Here is an 18,483-nt window from a genome sequence, read left to right on the forward strand (position 1 = left end):
GTTATTACTCTTCAGAATCCCCAGCTTCTTCAGCATCCATATTGGCGTCTTCCAGAGAGTAGTCACGGCTGCGACGTTCATCTTTGGCTTTAACCATTGGAGATGCTTCAGTTACCGCGTGCTTAACGCGCATAATCATGCTGCGGATAACGGCATCGTTGAAGCGGAAGTTAGTTTCCAGCTCATCAATCACTTCCTGCGGCGCTTCAACGTTCATCAGAACGTAGTGAGCTTTGTGCAGTTTGTTAATTGGGTAAGCCAGTTGACGGCGGCCCCAGTCTTCCAGACGGTGAATCTGACCTTGCGCGTTAGCGATAGTCGCACTGTAACGCTCGATCATGCCCGGAACCTGTTCGCTTTGGTCAGGATGGACCATAAAAACGATTTCGTAATGACGCATTAGAATTGCTCCTTACGGATTATTCAGCCTCCTGTCAGGGTCAACCGCGGCCCGTGGAGGCAAGGAACTTGTTTAAGTGCGGCTGAAAAATTGACGCGTAACTATACCTACCCTACATCAAAAACTCAAGGAATGAACAATGCAAAAACACTTTTGTTTCATAATGTCAGATAAGTGAGTTACAACGAGCCGCGCTGACGCACCGCTTCAAACAGGCAAATTCCGGTAGCAACAGACACATTCAACGATGAGACAGAACCCGCCATTGGGATGCTAATCAATTCATCACAGTGTTCGCGAGTCAGTCGACGCATCCCTTCCCCTTCCGCTCCCATCACTAACGCCATAGGACCCGTTAGTTTGCTCTGATGTAGCGTATGGTCAGCTTCGCCTGCTGTACCTACCACCCAAATATTGTACTCCTGCAATAAACGCAAAGTACGGGCAAGGTTGGTGACACGAATAAGTGGTACGCTCTCCGCGGCACCGCATGCCACTTTCTTTGCCGTGGCATTAAGCTGAGCGGAGCGGTCACGAGGCACAATAACAGCATGTACGCCTGCTGCATCAGCACTACGCAAACAAGCCCCCAGATTATGGGGATCTGTCACACCATCAAGTACCAACAAGAAAGGGGTTTCTACTTTTGCCAGTAAATCTGGCAGGTCGTTTTCTTGATACTGACGCCCCGGCTTCACTTTAGCAATAATTCCCTGATGCACCGCACTTTCCGTTTGATTATCCAGCCACTGACGATTTGCCAGTTGGATAGTCATCCCGATGCTTTCCAGCGCATGAATCAATGGTGTCAGGCGGCGATCTTCTCGTCCTTTCAGGACATAAACTTCGATAAAACGCTGAGGATCGCGCTCCAGTAAGGCTTTAACGGCATGAATACCGTAGATAATTTCACTCATAATCTTCTTATTTTCACTGTCATACAGCACTGACGAAATACTGTGAGCCTATGCGATAAGCTCCATCTATTCAGTGGGAGATTAAAATATTTAGGCTATCCCGCAACAGGATAGCCCTTTGATTATTTATCTGCGCTTTTCTTAGCCCGTTTAGCTTTGAATTTAGCGGCAATTTTCTGAGTCTTGGCAGAAAGCGTCTTACCCTTTTTCTTTTCCCCTTTAGGCTTATCCGCCGATCGCTTTTTACGAACAGCGCTGCCATCAGGCTCAAAGTGGGTCTCTTTACGGTAACCACGCCCTTTTTTATTACTGCTTTCGCGACCAAGTTCTACTTTTTTCGCTTTATCGCGTGCTGTTTTGCCTACATTCCGGGCTTTTCTGGCGGTAGAAAGCAGCTTAAAGTCAATATTACGTTCATCCATATGAACCGCTTCCACACGAATTTCAACTTCATCCCCTAACCGGAAAGTTTTACCCGAGTATTCACCCACTAAACGCTGGCCAACATTATCGAAATGATAATAATCATTACTCAATGTGGAAACATGCACCAAGCCGTCAATAAACAGATCATTCAAGCGAACAAAGAAACCAAAACCTGTCACACTGGTAATAATCCCAGTAAAAGTATTGCCCACCTGATCTTGCATAAAATCACACTTAAGCCAATCGGCAACGTCTCTCGTCGCTTCATCTGCGCGGCGCTCTGTCATAGAGCAGTGTTGACCCAGTTGCAGCATCTGTTCCACATCGCTGTGCCACCCCCCGGTCAGTGTTCCACCTTGCTCAACAATGCCTTGCTGTTTCGCCAGCAGATATTTAATCGCCCGATGCAATACCAGATCCGGGTAACGGCGGATAGGTGAGGTAAAATGCGCATAAGAATTTAATGACAGACCGAAGTGACCCCGGTTTTCCGGATCATAAATTGCCTGTTTCATTGAACGCAATAATAAGGTTTGCAATAGCTCATGATCCGGGCGTTCAGCCACTTGATGCATCAGTTGCGCATAATCCTTTGGTGTTGGTTGCATGCCACCAGGCAACGTCAATCCTAATTCGCCGAAAACCGAGCGTAAGTTAACAATGCTCTCTTCTTTTGGCCGATCATGAATACGGTAAAGCACTGGCTCGCCATTTTTTTCCACGAAACGCGCCGCAGCAATATTCGCCAGAATCATGCACTCTTCAATCAGCTTATGAGCATCATTGCGAACAATTGGTTCAATTCGCTCGATACGACGTTCAGCATTAAAGATAAATTTCGCCTCTTCTGACTCAAACGAGATTGCGCCACGTTGCTCTCGGGCATTTTCCAATGCCTGATACAACTCATGTAAATGCTCAATATGCTGAACCAGTGGCCTGTAGTGCTCACGCAGCTCTTCATCGCCCTGCAACATACGCCATACTTTGGTATATGTCAGACGGGCGTGAGAATTCATGACGGCTTCGTAAAATTTATAAGATGATAATCGCCCCTGCGCTGAAACCGTCATCTCACACACCATACAAAGGCGATCAACCTGTGGATTCAGGGAACAAAGGCCATTAGAAAGCACCTCCGGCAACATGGGGACAACCTGAGATGGGAAGTAAACCGAGTTACTCCGGTTACGTGCTTCGGTATCTAATGCGGTTTGCGGGCGCACATAATAACTGACATCAGCAATAGCAACCCATAAACGCCAACCACCACTTCGCTTCCTTTCACAATAAACGGCATCATCAAAATCACGGGCATCTTCACCATCGATTGTCACCAACGGCAAAGCACGCAGATCAACACGGCCTTTTTTCGCCGATTCTGGTACCTGTTCATCCAAAGAAGCAATCTGGTTTTCCACCTGTGGCGGCCAATTGTGGGGAATTTCATGAGTACGCAGGGCAATTTCTACTGCCATATTCGTTCCCATCTTTTCACCCAACACTTCAACTATTTTACCGACAGCTTTTGTGCGGCGCGCCGGGCGTGTAATCAACTCGACCACCACCACATTTCCCATGCGAGCACCACCGCTTTCATCCTTCGGGATCAGGATATCAAAGCTCAAACGACTATCATCCGGCACGACAAATCCCATACCAGAGTCAAGAAAATAGCGGCCGACAATCTGGCTGGTCTTAGGCTCCAATACACGAACGATACGCGCTTCATTACGCCCTTTGCGATTCTGAGGCAATGGTTGCGCCAGCACAACATCACCATGAATAGCCATTTTTAATTGCTCAGCAGAGAGATAAAAATCATCTTTGCGGCCTTCTACTCGCAGAAAACCATAACCATCTCTATGCCCAATAACCGTACCTTTCAATAAATCTAATCTTTCCGGCAAGGCATAGCATTGGCGACGAGTGAAAACCAGTTGACCATCCCGTTCCATAGCTCGTAAACGACGACGTAACGCTTCAATATCTTCATCGTTAATCAGATTCAGTTCTTGCGCCAGTTCCTGGCGACTTACCGGTACAGTATGTTTAGCGATAATGTCTAAGATGTACTCGCGGCTTGGAATGGGTGATTCGTATTTTTCTGCTTCGCGTCCCAAAAAAGGATCTTGTGACATGGCTGTTCCTCCGTTGTCATCAGCAGGCTGTTTGCGCCATTTCTTCATTCGGTCAGAAGCAGCTTATAAAGGGGAATATTATCTTCAATCATATCAGCTAAAGTATGCTTATCCAGCTCTTCTAAAAACCTTTCTATTGCCTGATTTAAGACTACCTTCAGACGACACGCAGACGTGATATGGCAAGATTCCTGACCACAGTTAACCAATGATAATGGTTCAAGAGCGCGAACAACATCGCCAATTCTGATATCCTTCGCAGGCTTACCTAAACGGATACCGCCGTTTTTACCACGAACCGCAGCCACAAATCCTAAGTGGCTCAATTGGTTAATAATTTTTACCATGTGGTTACGAGAAACACCATAAATATCAGTGACTTCAGAAATACTGGTCATCCGGCTTTGCGGTAAAGAAGCCATATAAATTAGTGCACGCAAGCCATAATCTGTAAAACTCGTTAACTGCACATCAACCTCTGGATAATAAGATATAAATTAATATATCCGAGAACAAACTGAAAAAATAAGCATTTGTTCAAGTTATATGCCATGAATCGGCCAAAATCATGTTAATCCCCTAATCATTAAGCAAAAAAGGCCACAATAAATAGCAAAAAACCGGGCTGAAAAGCCCGGCTTTACCCGATCATAGGTACCATCAGGCATCAAACGGATCACGCAGAATGATAGTTTCTGAACGATCCGGACCCGTAGAAATAATATCAACTGGAACGCCGGTCAACTCTTCTACACGTTTGATATAGTTCAATGCTGCTTGAGGCAATTTGCTATGCTCTTTCACGCCGAAAGTGCTTTCACTCCAGCCAGGCATGGTCTCATAAACAGGCTCAATACCTTCCCAGTCATCCGCAGCCATAGGTGTCGTTTCAATCACACTGCCATCAGGCATACGGTAACCAACACAGATTTTTACTTCTTTCAAACCATCCAGTACGTCTAATTTGGTCATACAGAAACCTGACAGTGAGTTGATCTGTACTGCACGACGGATGGCAATGATATCCAGCCAACCAGTACGGCGGCTACGCCCCGTAGTCGCACCAAACTCTTGACCTTTTTCGCGCAAGTAACTGCCAGTTTCATCAAACAGTTCAGTTGGGAATGGACCCGCGCCGACACGAGTAGAGTATGCTTTGATGATCCCCAAAACATAATCAACATAACATGGACCTAAACCAGAACCTGTTGCAACACCACCCGCCGTCGTGTTGGAAGAGGTCACATATGGGTAGGTACCGTGGTCAATATCCAACAACGTGCCCTGTGCACCTTCGAACATAACCAATTCACCTTTCTGAGTTGCTTTATACAACAAATCAGAAACATCGACGACCATACCCGTCAGAATATCGGCAACCGCCATGATTTCATCCAGAGTTTTCTGGTAATCAACCGCCGGTTCTTTGTAGTAGTTAACCAATTGGAAATTGTGATATTCGATAATTTCTTTCAGCTTAACTGCGAACGCTTCCTTATCAAATAAATCACCAACCCGCAGACCACGACGAGCAACTTTGTCTTCATACGCAGGACCAATGCCACGACCGGTTGTACCAATTGCTTTTGCACCACGCGCTTTCTCGCGGGCATTATCCAATGCAACATGGTATGGCAGAATAAGTGGACAAGCTTCTGAAATGAGCAGACGCTCGCGAACAGGAATACCACGGGATTCTAACGCGTTCATCTCTTTCATCAGCGCATCAGGCGCTAATACGACGCCGTTTGCAATGATACTGATAACATTTTCACGCAAGATCCCTGATGGGATTAAGTGGAGAACGGTTTTTTCACCGTTGATAACCAGTGTATGACCAGCATTATGGCCCCCTTGATAACGAACAACATACTTAGCTCGTTCAGTCAGCAAGTCGACGATCTTGCCCTTGCCCTCGTCACCCCATTGGGTGCCCAATACGACAACGTTCTTACCCATTTCAAAATTCACTCGGTTGCTTAAAAATGGATTCTAACATCTCATCCCACACCTTTCAGTAATTTTTATCACATCCGTTATTTTTGTTAGACACCAGACATGATAAGGCCCGCCGGATGCGGGCCTATAGATTCAGCCTCTATTAGTGCTGAACTGCACGCTTTTCAGGTGCTTTCATATAGCGGAAGAAATCAGCTTCTGGGCTTAATACCAGAACATCTTTCCCGTCTTCGCTAAAGCTTTTCTCGTAAGCACGTAAGCTACGGATAAAGGCATAGAAATCTGGCGCTTGACTGAATGTATCAGCAAACAGTTTAGCGGCTTCTGCGTCACCAGAACCACGCAATGTAAGCGCTTCACGCTCCGCTTCTGCCCGTATTTCAATGACTTGCTTATCTGCTGCTGCACGCAGTTTTTCTGCTTCTTCCAGACCTTGAGAACGATGACGACGAGCTACCGCTTCACGCTCAGCACGCATACGCTGGTAAATCGCTTCTGAAACTTCCAATGGTAAATTGATCTGTTTGATACGCACATCAACAACTTCAATACCCAATGCCGCCATGCTATTTGGATTGATAGCAGGTTGTTTATCTGCCGTTTCCCTCTCTACACGAGCCGCCGCCGATGCAATAGCGTCATCCGCTTCAGTTGCACTCACTGTTTCCTTATCCGTTGTGCCTTTATTAAGCGCATCACGAACATCTGTGGTCAATTGACCTCGGGAATCCGTCACGATCCCACGCACATCCTTACGGCCAATTTCAGAACGCAGACGGTCACTGAATTTACGCTTTAACAATACTTCTGCTTGAGAAATATCACCATTACCGGTTGCCAGGTAATAACGACTGAAATCGTTAATCCGCCATTTCAGGTAAGAATCAACGATCAAGTCCTTATTTTCACTGGTCAAGAAACGGTCTGCCTGAATATCCATAGTCTGAATACGAGCATCCAGAGTTTTCACCGCTTCAACAAAAGGTATTTTGAAATGTAACCCCGGCTCATAAACAATCGGTTTATTTCCAGCATCACGCAGAACCTTGCCAAAACGTAGTACGATACCACGCTGCCCTTCCTGCACAATAAATATAGAGGCATAGAGGACAACTAACGCCGCGGCAACAACAAAGATTAATGACTTACGCATGATTATTATCTCCCTACCCTGATAATGTCATTACGCAGATTATCTGTTCGGCTATAATTCGCTCCTCGGCCTGAATTTGAAGGCAAAGTTGGACGAGTAACCCGCGGTTCAGAAGCGACTATATTGTCTGATTGAGCTGTCCCCTCTTTTTTAACACCAGAAGCATCACCACGTAACATCTGCTCTAATGGCAATACCAACAAATTGTTGTTGTGATCATTAACAATAACTTTGCGGGTACGACTCAACACTTTTTCCATCGTTTCAATGTACAGACGTTCACGGGTAATTTCAGGCGCCTCTTTATACCTAGGCAGCATTTTGGCAAAGCCTGCCACTTCCCCCTGCGCTTCTAATACTACGCGAGCCTTATAAGCTTTCGCCTCTTCAATAATACGTTGAGCATCACCTTTCGCGCGTGGCAAGACCTCGTTCGAATAAGCCTCCGCTTCACGAATAGATTGCTGTTCATTTTCACGGGCAGCAATAACATCGTCAAAGGCGGCCTTAACTTCTTCCGGAGGACGAGCAGCCTGGAAGTTAACATCCAATAAGGTTATTCCCATTCGATACGGAAGAATCGTCTTTTCCAACTCACGCTGAGTGTCATCACGGACAATCATACGGTTTGCCGTCAAAATTTTATCCATCGTATATTTACCAACAACACCACGTACCGCGCTATCCGTCGCCTGACGCAAACTATTATCAGGACTTGTCACGCTGTAAAGATAAGCGGCAGGATCAGTCACACGATACTGTACGTTCATCTCCACGCGAACAACACTTTCATCTGATGTCAGCATCACGCCCGCGGTTGCCAATTCACGAACAGATTCCACATTAACTGGAACAACTTCATCAATGAATGTGGGTTTCCAGTTCAGACCAGGCTGCACAATATGGTTAAACTTACCCAAACGAGTAACAACACCACGCTCTGTTTCTTTAATCGTATAAAAACCGCTAGCGGCCCAGATCACGACGACAGCAACAGCGACAAGGCTAACAATACGCCCGCCAAATTTTGCCCCTTGGTCAGAACCATTACCGCCCTTGTTCCCACCAAAGCCCCCGAGTTTACTGCTCAGCTTACGGAACAGATCGTCGAGATCAGATGCCCCACGGTTTCGACCACTTTTGTTCCCGCCGGAATTGCCGCTATTATTGCTGCTCCCCCACGGGTCGCGGTCTTGTCCGTTGTTCCCGGGCTGATTCCACGCCATGTTTTAGCTCCATTCTTTTATGATTGGTTTTTCAGGCCAAGAGCCTCTTATAAACAAGCGACTCTCAATCACATAAGTTTTCTGATATTCACCTGACAGGCACATCAGACAACATAATCAAACAAATCCTGTTCTTGTTTGCATAGACGGCGCCAGTCAACAATCGGCATTCTCACTTCGATACCAACTTTACCGTCCTCTTCTATCCACTCTTTCTCTATTGCTTGCAGTTGATAGAAGCGGCTGCGTAAACGACCAGCTTCCGGCGGCAAACGCAATTCGTAGTGTGCAATTTCACCCGAAAGACGCTCCGTTAACGCTTGTAACAATAACGGGATACCTTCACCGGTTTGCGCAGATAACCAAACTCTAACCGGTAAGTTATCTTCGTTGCGATCAATACGCGGTGTGAAGCTTTCCAGCATATCAATCTTATTCATCACCAACAGTACCGGAATTTGGTGCGCTTCAATTTCTTCCAGTACGCTGTCAACAGCGGCAATATTTTCGTCGATGCGGCTATCCGCAGCATCAACAATATGCAGCAACAATGTTGCTTGCCGGGTTTCTTGCAATGTCGCTTTAAATGCCGCTACCAGATCATGAGGCAGATGACGAATAAAGCCAACCGTATCAGCCAGCACCACCGTACCAACATCATCAACTTCAATCCGTCGCAACGTTGGGTCCAGCGTAGCGAACAATTGATCAGCCGCATAAACCTCAGCAGCCGTCATGCGGTTAAACAAGCTCGATTTACCGGCGTTGGTATATCCCACCAATGAAACCGTCGGTATATCCGCTTTATTTCGCGCTTGACGCCCCTGTTCACGCTGTTTCTCAACCCGGGTCAAACGACTCAGGATCTGACGGATTTTATCCCGTAATAAACGCCGGTCCGTCTCAAGCTGCGTTTCCCCCGGTCCTCTCAGACCAATCCCACCTTTTTGACGTTCAAGGTGAGTCCATCCCCGGACAAGACGGGTAGAAAGATGACGTAACTGCGCCAACTCTACCTGTAACTTCCCTTCGTGAGTCCGCGCCCGTTGGGCAAAAATATCCAGAATCACGCCGGTGCGGTCGATCACTCGACACTGACAGAGCCGCTCAAGATTGCGTTCCTGCGCAGGACTGAGTGCATGATTAAACAACACAACATCAGCACCACTAGCCTGTACCGCCTCAGCAATCTCTTCCGCCTTACCTTCTCCAACAAAATATTTTGGATGAGGGGCTTTCCTGCTCCCCGTGACAATTTGCACAGGAACTACACCAGCAGAAGTTACCAGTGATTCAAACTCACTGAGATTATCTGTGTCTTTATCCTGCGAGAAAAAAACATGCACCACAACGGCTTGTTCGCCGCCTTCATAACGTTCAAACAAAGGTGCGACCTCTCAGGCTGAGTAAAAAACTACAGGAAAAAACATAGGTAAAACCCCCTACCTATGTTTTTCTTCATTCTATTACCGCTCTCAAGCTTATTCAGTGCCATCACTTTCCTGTTGTGCTGCCGGAGCAGAAACGCCACCAGAATGATAATTACCTACGCTCGCCCCTACACTCGTATTGCTACTGTGATGAGAAACTGGGCGGGAAGGTACAACAGTAGAGATGGCATGTTTATAAACCATCTGGCTAACCGTATTTTTCAGTAAAATGACAAACTGGTCAAAAGATTCAATCTGACCCTGCAATTTGATGCCGTTGACCAAATAAATAGAAACCGGGACCCTTTCACGCCGCAATGCGTTCAGGAACGGATCTTGCAAAGATTGCCCCTTAGCCATTCTATATTTTCCTTATTTTGTTGTTTTTAACTAAGAACCTAAAGGTTCGAAAAAATGAACTACTCAAAAATTGCGCTTTGGTACTCATCAATTGTACACAATCAATAAACCTATGCACTAACAACCTGCATAACTGTGCTTAAAGCTTGCTCTGGTTGAGAACTATCCAACCAATGAACCGGCTTCCAACCTCTGAGCCAAGTTATCTGACGCTTTGCCAACTGGCGCGTCGCACAAATACCGCGATAAATCATTTCATCGTAGTCAATTTCGCCGGAAAGATAAGACCACATCTGACGATAACCAACACAACGAATAGAAGGTAAATCCACATGCAAATCATGACGAGCATAAAGTGCTTTAACTTCCTCTTCAAACCCTGATTCAAGCATTTGATGAAAACGCGCTTCAATGCGTTGATGAAGAACCTCACGTTCCACCGGTGCAATAGCAAATTGATGAACATGATAAAGCAGCGATTCTCCTGACAATTCAGTCAGTTCAGTGAGAGTCTTACCCGAAATAAGAAAAACTTCCAGTGCCCGAGAAAGCCTCTGTGGATCATTAGGATGAATTCTTAACGCCGCCACCGGATCAATCTTCTGTAATTGCTGATGCAATGCATCCCATCCCTGTTCTGCCGCCTGTTGCTCTATTTGCGCCCGAATAACTGGATCAGCAGAAGGCAAAGGCGATAAACCTTCAAGTAACGCCTTGAAATAGAGCATCGTTCCTCCAACCAACAGAGGAATACGGCCAGAGGCAGTAATTTCTGCCATTTCCTTCAATGCATCGCGACGGAAATCAGCAGCAGAATAAGGTTGAGAAGGGTCCAGAATATCGATTAAACGATGAGGCGCCAACGCTTGCTCTTCGGTTGTTGGTTTGGCGGTGCCAATATCCATTCCACGATAAATCAGCGCAGAATCAACGCTGATCAATTCCACTGGAAGATGCTGGCGTAAAGCGATAGATAAAGCTGTTTTGCCTGAGGCCGTCGGGCCCATAACAAAAATTGCCGTTGGTAGATGTTGAGTCTTCTGATCACTCATGAGTAAGAGATGCCACCACTGCTTGTAAATCAATTAATTGTAATAACCCATCTGGTGGAGATTTTACCAGTTGTGGGCAAAGACGCTCAACATCAGCTAATAACTGTACCGCCTGCGCAACATTCCACGTTTCATATTCACTGCCGATATGACAAGCAAGCCAAGTTACAATCTGTTCTGCCGATGCTGATGGCTGTTGTGCTAAATAACCTAGCAACTCAGGAATTAATTTAGGCAGATTTTGTTGACGTAATGGTAACGATACCGCACGTAGTGTCGCTTTTCCATGAGATATAGAGGCATCAATACCAAAAGAACCTAATAAGTCACTATAACGATTTAAAGCATCAGCTTCCTCTTTACTAAGAACGAGTTTCAGCGGTATCAACAGTGGCTGTGATTTCAGCCCTTGCTCTGTTGGTGTTAACTGTGCTCGCCTTAACCAGCGTTCAGCTACCGGCAAAGATAACAACCCAATTCCCAATGGGGATTCAATCAGAGCATAGCACGATGAATATATACTCAATACCTTACCAAAACTATGGCTGCTATTTTTAACCTGAACAGGAGCCGAAGTAACCTTTTCTGCCATAACCGGAGCGATTCTTGCCGGAAACAGCTCTCTTTTGCCTTCAGGTTCAGGGACAGACTGCATCAGCTTCTGATACACCTCACCCTGACGTTTCTGATAATGATCTCCATGATATTGGCGATTTTCACCACCGCGAAAGCCCCCAACACTCCCTTTACTTGACAAAACCTCTTTTGGTGACGATGCTGCCGCAGGTGTAGCATTGTTTTGCCGGGAAAAATGATTTTCCCCTGCTGACGGACGGTTTTCCGGCTCCCATGCCGGCGCAGGCTCACAGCAAGCTATATCCAATTCAGCGCCGCTTCCGCGCTGTTTTAATACGGCGGTTACACCCTGATAGATAAAATCATGTACCAAACGGGCTTGATGGAAGCGAACTTCATGCTTCGCAGGATGCACATTCACATCCACCTGATGCGGATCAACCTCCAAATATAAAACATAAGCAGGCTGTTGTTCTCCTCGGAGCAAATCTTGATAAGCTTGACGGATAGCATGATTAATTAAGCGATCACGCATCATACGCCCGTTTACATAACAATATTGAATATCTCCATTCGCCTCAGCATTCATCGGGTCAACAACCCATCCTTTGATCGATAAATCGTCATGCTGCCAGGAAAGAGAAAGAGCCCGTTGCATAAAAGCGGTGCCACAAATGGAAGCCAACCGTCGTTCATACTGTGATTCATCTTTCGCTGGCCGGTATTGGCGCACCAACTTACCGTTATGATGTAAATTGATCAATACATCCAAGCGCGCCAGTGCAATACGTCTGACAACTTCATCAATATGACCAAATTCTGTCTTTTCTGTTCGCAGAAATTTGCGCCGTGCAGGGGTGTTATAAAACAGATCCAGCACTTCGACAGTACTGCCTACCGGATGTGCCGCCGGCTTCACTGTCACCGCCATATCCCGCCCTTCCGCGTAGGCTTGCCAAGCTTCATGCTGCTCTTCCGTACGGGAAGTCAATGTCAGACGCGAAACTGAGCTGATACTCGCCAACGCCTCCCCACGGAATCCCATACTAATAATGGCTTCCAAATCATCTAGTGTGGCGATCTTACTGGTAGCATGACGAGCCAACGCTAGCGCAAGATCCTGATGGTTAATACCACAGCCATTATCACGGACACGAATCAGTTTTACTCCACCACGCTCAATTTCAATATCAATACGACTAGCGCCAGCATCAAGGCTATTCTCCACCAACTCTTTTACAACTGATGCAGGGCGTTCTACGACTTCGCCAGCCGCTATTTGGTTTGCTAATTGAGGAGGTAGGATCTTGATCGCCATACTTAACCTTTACTTCTTGGCTGTTTTAGGTGCCGCTTGTAATGGATTCGCTAGAAAATAGTTGCGCAATCCTCGATGGATAGCACTTGCCAGCTTATCCTGAAAATCATTGGAACCAAGCAGTGTTTCTTCTGCTGAGTTACTGATAAATCCCGTTTCCACTAAAATTGAAGGAATATCCGGTGAACGTAACACTCCTAAGCTAGCATGTTCTGGTAAACGTTTATGTAATAAGCCGACTTTACGCAACTCACTTAAAACCTGTACTGCAACGTTATAACCCACCCGTTGGGAGTGACCGAATTGCAGATCCAGCACCGCCTGGCTTAGGTAGGGATCGGTACCATTTGCCAATGCATCTCCTGCGCCACCCAGTAACTCAGACTGTTTCTCATGCTGCTCAAGCCAATTACCCAATTCACTGTTTGCACGCTTGTTTGACAACACCCAGACAGAAGCACCACGCGCACTACGATTAGGGGCAGCATCTGCATGAATAGAAACCAACATATTCGCGCTATGTTTACGCGCAACCTCAGAACGACCAGCAACAGAAATAAAATAGTCTCCGTTACGGGTCAGAACGGGTTTAAACATAGGATCATTGCGTAACAATGCTTCAAGTTTGCGCGCCACACTGATAGTCACATTCTTCTCTTTCAATCCACGTTGCCCAATCGCACCAGGGTCTTGACCACCATGTCCTGCATCAATAGCGATAACGACTCGCTGACTGCCCTTAGAAGTTGCCTGCAAAGCAGCCTGTTTTGTCGTCTGCAATTTGTTGTTAGTAAGTGATGGCTTACTCGTAGCTGCTTGTGAACTCTCTCTAAAAACAGACTTACCAGTCGATACCCCAGAAACCCGCAGAGTAAAAATCACCCGATATTCACTACCCGACTGCTGTACTATAGAATTGACTTTAACTTTATTATTTAGTTCAAATACAATGCGTTTTTTTTGTCGATCAGGTGCCTGGCTGGAACGGATTTTCCTCACTAAATCCTGCCCCGGTAGATTCATCGGTAAACCAACAATTTTTTCTGATTGATGGATATCTACCACTAAACGCTCTGGCGAATGCAATGGAAAAAAACTGTAATTAGGGCGATCACCTGAAAAAATCATCGTCACTTTAGATTCATTTATGCTGTTACTGACGTGAATATTGGATAAAGTCGCCGCTGTTGCAGTTGTTACCACTAAACTGTTTATCATAATAAACAGCCAGCCCATTACCATAAAACTGACTTGCCATTTCTTTATCATTTTTACGACTAAAGGACGCGTCATGGTCAGGTGATCCCTTATAAATATTTCAAATTATCTAACAGACTCTCACCATATTTAGACAAAGCAATAAAATGTGCCTGTCGCCCTTCTGGCTGGTAACTCAAATGTAATTCAATATCTGCATCCGGTAATACGCCTTCTCCTTGCTGAGGCCATTCCACCAGACAAATGGCATCTTGATGGAAATAGTCACGTATTCCCATAAATTCCAGCTCTTCCGGATCTGCCAATCGGTAAAGATCGAAATGGTAAACCGGCCTCGGTATTAAAGCATAAGGCTCAACCAAAGTATAAGTTGGGCTTTTTACATGCCCTTTATGACCTAAGGACTGCAAAAAACCACGGCTAAACGTAGTTTTACCAGCCCCCAAATCACCATATAAATAAATTACACTACCACTATTACAGGCAGCAGCAACCGCGCTTCCAAGAGAAACTGTCGCATCTTCATCTTTAAGTGATAAAACAAGTTCTTTCATCGAATAATATCTGTTGTTTTATTAATTCATCAGCCAAAACGATAACCCTAACACACCTCTATTATCAACATTTAACATCTTCTGCTCAGTTTCATTATCAAACCCACTATTTTTGGCTTGAAACAAATTATGCTACACTGCGACGTCTTGCAGTATAAACCGATTTCCATCATGACAACGCCTCTCGATCTTAATCTTTTAGCCGCCAATATCAAACAATGGGGTCTTTCTCTTGGTTTCCAACAAGTTGGCATTTGTGATACTGATTTATCGGTAGAAGAGACAAAACTTCAGGAATGGCTAGATAAACAATATCACGGAGAGATGGCATGGATGAAACGCCACGGCATGATGCGTGCTCGCCCGAATGAACTTTTACCAGGAACACTGAGAGTTATTAGTGTAAGAATGAATTACCTCCCTGCTAAAGCTTCTTTTGCCAGTACGCTAAACGACGCTGAACTCGGTTATATCAGCCGTTATGCTCTAGGAAGAGATTATCACAAACTACTGCGCCAACGTCTTAAGAAACTAGGGGAACAAATCCAAAACTACTGCCATGACTTCGAATATCAGGGAGTCCTTAATTTTCGACCTTTTGTTGATTCAGCACCCATAATGGAACGCCCACTCGCCGCCAAAGCCGGATTAGGCTGGGTCGGTAAACACTCACTTATTCTTAATAGAGAAGCTGGTTCATGGTTTTTCCTCGGTGAGTTGCTGATTAATCTTCCCCTGCCGATAGATCTTCCACAAAAAGAGCAATGTGGACGCTGTATCGCCTGCATGACAACCTGCCCAACCGGTGCAATTATCGCCCCTTATACTATTGATGCCCGCCGTTGTATTTCCTACCTCACAATTGAATTAGAGGGTATTATTCCTGAGGAATTTCGTCCACTGATGGGAAATCGTATTTACGGTTGTGATGACTGCCAGATTATTTGTCCTTGGAACCGCTTTTCCCAATTGACAGATGAAGATGATTTCAGCCCTCGTGCAATATTACATACACCAAAGCTATTGGATTTATTCAATTGGAGTGAAGAGAAATTCTTACGGATAACGGAAGGTTCTGCAATTCGCCGCATTGGTTATTTACGCTGGCTACGCAATATTACTGTTGCTTTAGGAAACGCCCCCTATCAATACGATATCGTTCTGGCTCTGCAACAAAAACTTGGATTAAACACCATGCTAGATGAACATATTCATTGGGCTATTAAACAGCAAATCATTCGCCGTAAAACGAATACTATTAATGTACAAACACCACAACAGAAACGACTTATTAGAGCGATAACCAAGGGCTTGCCCAGAGATGCTTAATTATTAGCCATCTCTATAACGCATAAAAAGATTCAGATAATTTTCCTGTGAATAAAATAAAAACCCCTTGCTGATCAATGCTCAAAAAAAGCGCAAGTGATCAATATGACATTTCTTAACAAAGGATCATTCCGAAAAACTATCAACGAGTTACAAAAGGAATACTCATTTTATAACATTCAAAATCAGAAAAATTCAGACGCAACAGCCTGTGGATAAGTCTGTGTGATAATTTTAAAGCATCATACTTATTTACTGAGAAACCAGCTTCCGAGCTGTGGATAAAAAATAGAAATCTGTACTATGAAGATATAACCCAAAAATCAAATCTAAAATAAGTGAGCACAACTACTGAGGAAAGAAACTTGGAGCGGGAGATAAATTCTTTGAATATCAGCTAATTCATTGATTCAACAGATATTTTTCCCATACCTCACTGACGAAAGGAGTGCATTATGTACTACCCAAAAACGTTTGGCAAGCAGAAGTTGAAAAAATATTTTGCAATTAAAGAATAGTACTTTCTTTACCCCTATAAATACCACACGATGAACTGAGTACCATCAGGACATAAGGCTGGCTACCGATGTCAAAAAAGACAAAGAATATACAACCAAACAATACCCCTTTAGGCATAAACATCACACAATATCGGTGCAACCAGCGCACAGATTCAGACATTCAACCAAAGCCTTCGCTTGATCCACTGTTATTCCAGTGAGATTCTTTTTACGTGATCAAGGAAGATTTGAACAACCATAGGAATCAATAAGCAAGCAATTTTCATGTGCGCCAATCATATTGGATGTCGCGCAACGGTTGCATGCAGATAACAGTCAGATAACTCACTAGCAATGAGGATTGAAGAATGAAAAGATTTACCAAAATTGCAGTAGGTTTTCTAGCGTTAACCACGGCTCAGATCTCCTTTGCCGCTACCAGCATGTGGTCACAAACGAGCCGTGCCCCAAATGTTTATGCTGCTGGCTACACCAACTCAAATTTCTTTACCACGCCCTCTTCGGTACCAACAAGGGCAACTATCACGACAGTATCTTGGAATATCGGTTTATATAGCAATGGTGCGACAACTCAGACTTTCAACGTTTGTTACACCCCACGATATTCATCCACTCCATCGCAATGCCTGGATGTCTCCGGCACCCTCAATAGCACCACAAATGCCTTTAGCGGCCATGATGCCAAAGGTTCCTTTAGAATTAGCGGGATTCTCAACGGAGGTACTTACCCCGTTTACCCGTCCCATTACAATATGATCAAAGTTGATTATCAGTATTAAGCAACCCGACCTGAAGCCTCATGGCTTCGGGTCATTGATAGGAAAGTTACTTTAGACAATTCTTTCGCGTTTCAAGAGCAATATATGCTAGCGGAAGGAGGTAGCGTGCTATAAAGCTGAGCTCATTCACTAACGAGTTCTCTGGAAACCAAGGAGACAGCCGAACTCACCATACGAAATTTTTTAGTCGCCAATGCGATAAATGCTTTAGTGGCCGGTGATGATTGACGTTCATCAAACACAGCCAACCCGACATGTCGTTTCACTTTTGGATTCAGCGCTTTCTTGACATAGCGAACATCACGAGCCAGCGGCAGAGATGACTCGGCAACAATCGTCACCGCATCCCCACGTTCAACCGCAGCCAAAGTACTTAACAATTGAGACGTCCGATAACGAATATTAGGTTGCAATCTTGCCGATAAAAAAAGCCTGGAAACCAGTTCAGCCGATCCCGCTTCTGTCAACGCGAATGGTCCAACACACAGATCTTTCAACGTTACCGAATCCTGCAATACCAAAGGGTGATCTATCGGCAACAAAGCCACCATCTGATCTTCAAGAATCGGGTAAGTGTCGAATTGATCTTCCGGCAAGGTCACAAATCCCACATCCACTCGTCTATCCATAAGCCACTGCACAACCTGCCTGTCTGGTCCCTCATCAATATGGACCTCAATGCCGGGGTAAAGCCTGCGATAATCGGCCAGTACCTTTGGCAACAGCCATAAGGATGAAGTCGGTCCAAACGACCCGATTCGCAACGTACCTCGTTTCATCCCCCGAGCATCCGCGGCCTCTTGCCGCATGGTCTCAGCCAGACCAAGAATGGCCTGAGCTTTTTGTAACAGACTTTCTCCTATATCTGTCAGTTCGACAACTCCTTGATGCCGATGTAGCAGCTCTACGCCAAGCTCCTGTTCAAGGAGTCTGATGGCATGGGAAACCCCAGACTGAGAGATCTTGAGTTGGGCCGCAGCCAAGGTAAAGCCCTTCCGTTCAGCAACAACAGCAAAAATTTCGAGCTGAGTTAAAGTCATTATCTCCCCCTTGAGTAATCACTCATTTCCGCATGATCATACATCTGAATAAGTATATGCAATGCGGATATAAAACAGTAGGCG

Annotated in this window: 17 protein-coding genes; 2 read left to right on the forward strand and 15 right to left on the reverse strand. The window is 45.3% G+C overall.

Translation table 11 applies throughout. The annotated features are described in order from the left end of the window. Positions 1-4: 4 nt before the first annotated feature. From rpsF to tsaE, 13 genes are all read right to left on the reverse strand, one after another. Positions 5-400 (reverse strand): 30S ribosomal protein S6, encoded by a 396-nt coding sequence (rpsF, locus tag B0X70_RS22860; RefSeq protein WP_036776597.1) that lies wholly within the window; start codon positions 398-400, stop codon positions 5-7. Positions 401-579: 179 nt separating this feature from the next. After that, positions 580-1,317: a 23S rRNA (guanosine(2251)-2'-O)-methyltransferase RlmB gene (gene rlmB / locus B0X70_RS22865; protein WP_105397892.1), complete on the reverse strand. Its 738-nt coding sequence runs from the start codon at positions 1,315-1,317 to the stop codon at positions 580-582. 122 nt (positions 1,318-1,439) lie between these two features. Continuing rightward, positions 1,440-3,884 (reverse strand): ribonuclease R, encoded by a 2,445-nt coding sequence (gene rnr / locus B0X70_RS22870; RefSeq protein ID WP_036810086.1) that lies wholly within the window; start codon positions 3,882-3,884, stop codon positions 1,440-1,442. Between the two features lie 44 nt (positions 3,885-3,928). Then, positions 3,929-4,354 (reverse strand): nitric oxide-sensing transcriptional repressor NsrR, encoded by a 426-nt coding sequence (nsrR, locus tag B0X70_RS22875; protein WP_036810084.1) that lies wholly within the window; start codon positions 4,352-4,354, stop codon positions 3,929-3,931. Positions 4,355-4,544: 190 nt separating this feature from the next. Further along, entirely contained in the window at positions 4,545-5,843 is a 1,299-nt protein-coding gene (locus tag B0X70_RS22880) for an adenylosuccinate synthase (protein ID WP_036810080.1), read from the reverse strand. A 142-nt stretch (positions 5,844-5,985) separates the two neighbouring features. Then, positions 5,986-6,996 carry a protease modulator HflC gene (hflC, locus tag B0X70_RS22885; RefSeq protein ID WP_036810077.1) on the reverse strand — a complete coding sequence of 337 codons (1,011 nt, stop codon included), beginning with the start codon at positions 6,994-6,996 and terminating at the stop codon, positions 5,986-5,988. 5 nt (positions 6,997-7,001) lie between these two features. Beyond that, positions 7,002-8,222, reverse strand: a complete 1,221-nt coding sequence (hflK, locus tag B0X70_RS22890) for an FtsH protease activity modulator HflK (protein ID WP_217470465.1) — start codon at positions 8,220-8,222, stop codon at positions 7,002-7,004. A gap of 104 nt (positions 8,223-8,326) precedes the next feature. Beyond that, positions 8,327-9,607, reverse strand: coding sequence for a ribosome rescue GTPase HflX (hflX, locus tag B0X70_RS22895; RefSeq protein WP_036810071.1), 1,281 nt, complete (start codon positions 9,605-9,607; stop codon positions 8,327-8,329). 96 nt (positions 9,608-9,703) lie between these two features. Then, entirely contained in the window at positions 9,704-10,012 is a 309-nt protein-coding gene (gene hfq, locus B0X70_RS22900; RefSeq protein ID WP_011148654.1) for an RNA chaperone Hfq, read from the reverse strand. 110 nt (positions 10,013-10,122) lie between these two features. Continuing rightward, on the reverse strand, positions 10,123-11,064 hold the full coding sequence (gene miaA, locus B0X70_RS22905; RefSeq protein ID WP_217470466.1) for a tRNA (adenosine(37)-N6)-dimethylallyltransferase MiaA: 942 nt from the start codon (positions 11,062-11,064) through the stop codon (positions 10,123-10,125). Beyond that, positions 11,057-12,958 (reverse strand): DNA mismatch repair endonuclease MutL, encoded by a 1,902-nt coding sequence (gene mutL, locus B0X70_RS22910; RefSeq protein WP_217470467.1) that lies wholly within the window; start codon positions 12,956-12,958, stop codon positions 11,057-11,059. The genes miaA and mutL overlap by 8 nt, the downstream gene beginning before the upstream one ends. Before the next feature lie 9 nt (positions 12,959-12,967). Continuing rightward, positions 12,968-14,251, reverse strand: a complete 1,284-nt coding sequence (gene amiB / locus B0X70_RS22915) for an N-acetylmuramoyl-L-alanine amidase AmiB (RefSeq protein ID WP_246593372.1) — start codon at positions 14,249-14,251, stop codon at positions 12,968-12,970. A gap of 14 nt (positions 14,252-14,265) precedes the next feature. Further along, positions 14,266-14,730, reverse strand: a complete 465-nt coding sequence (gene tsaE, locus B0X70_RS22920; protein ID WP_046396622.1) for a tRNA (adenosine(37)-N6)-threonylcarbamoyltransferase complex ATPase subunit type 1 TsaE — start codon at positions 14,728-14,730, stop codon at positions 14,266-14,268. A 171-nt stretch (positions 14,731-14,901) separates the two neighbouring features. Here tsaE and queG point away from each other — a divergent pair, with 171 nt between their 5' ends. Next, positions 14,902-16,059 (forward strand): tRNA epoxyqueuosine(34) reductase QueG, encoded by a 1,158-nt coding sequence (queG, locus tag B0X70_RS22925; RefSeq protein WP_040151236.1) that lies wholly within the window; start codon positions 14,902-14,904, stop codon positions 16,057-16,059. A 507-nt stretch (positions 16,060-16,566) separates the two neighbouring features. Here queG and B0X70_RS22930 read toward each other — a convergent pair. After that, the gene (locus B0X70_RS22930) at positions 16,567-16,740 is read right to left on the reverse strand and encodes a hypothetical protein (RefSeq protein WP_160169988.1); all 174 of its coding nucleotides are present in this window, start codon (positions 16,738-16,740) and stop codon (positions 16,567-16,569) included. A gap of 187 nt (positions 16,741-16,927) precedes the next feature. Between B0X70_RS22930 and B0X70_RS22935 the strand changes: the two genes are divergently transcribed. Next, entirely contained in the window at positions 16,928-17,359 is a 432-nt protein-coding gene (locus B0X70_RS22935; RefSeq protein ID WP_217470468.1) for a flagellar protein FlhE, read from the forward strand. A gap of 122 nt (positions 17,360-17,481) precedes the next feature. Here the strand turns inward: B0X70_RS22935 and B0X70_RS22940 are convergent, their stop codons facing one another. Continuing rightward, positions 17,482-18,399: a LysR family transcriptional regulator gene (locus B0X70_RS22940; protein ID WP_217470469.1), complete on the reverse strand. Its 918-nt coding sequence runs from the start codon at positions 18,397-18,399 to the stop codon at positions 17,482-17,484. Between the last annotated feature and the right edge of the window lie 84 nt (positions 18,400-18,483).

The organism is Photorhabdus akhurstii (assembly GCF_019090985.1).
Taxonomy (GTDB): Bacteria; Pseudomonadota; Gammaproteobacteria; order Enterobacterales; family Enterobacteriaceae; genus Photorhabdus; species Photorhabdus akhurstii.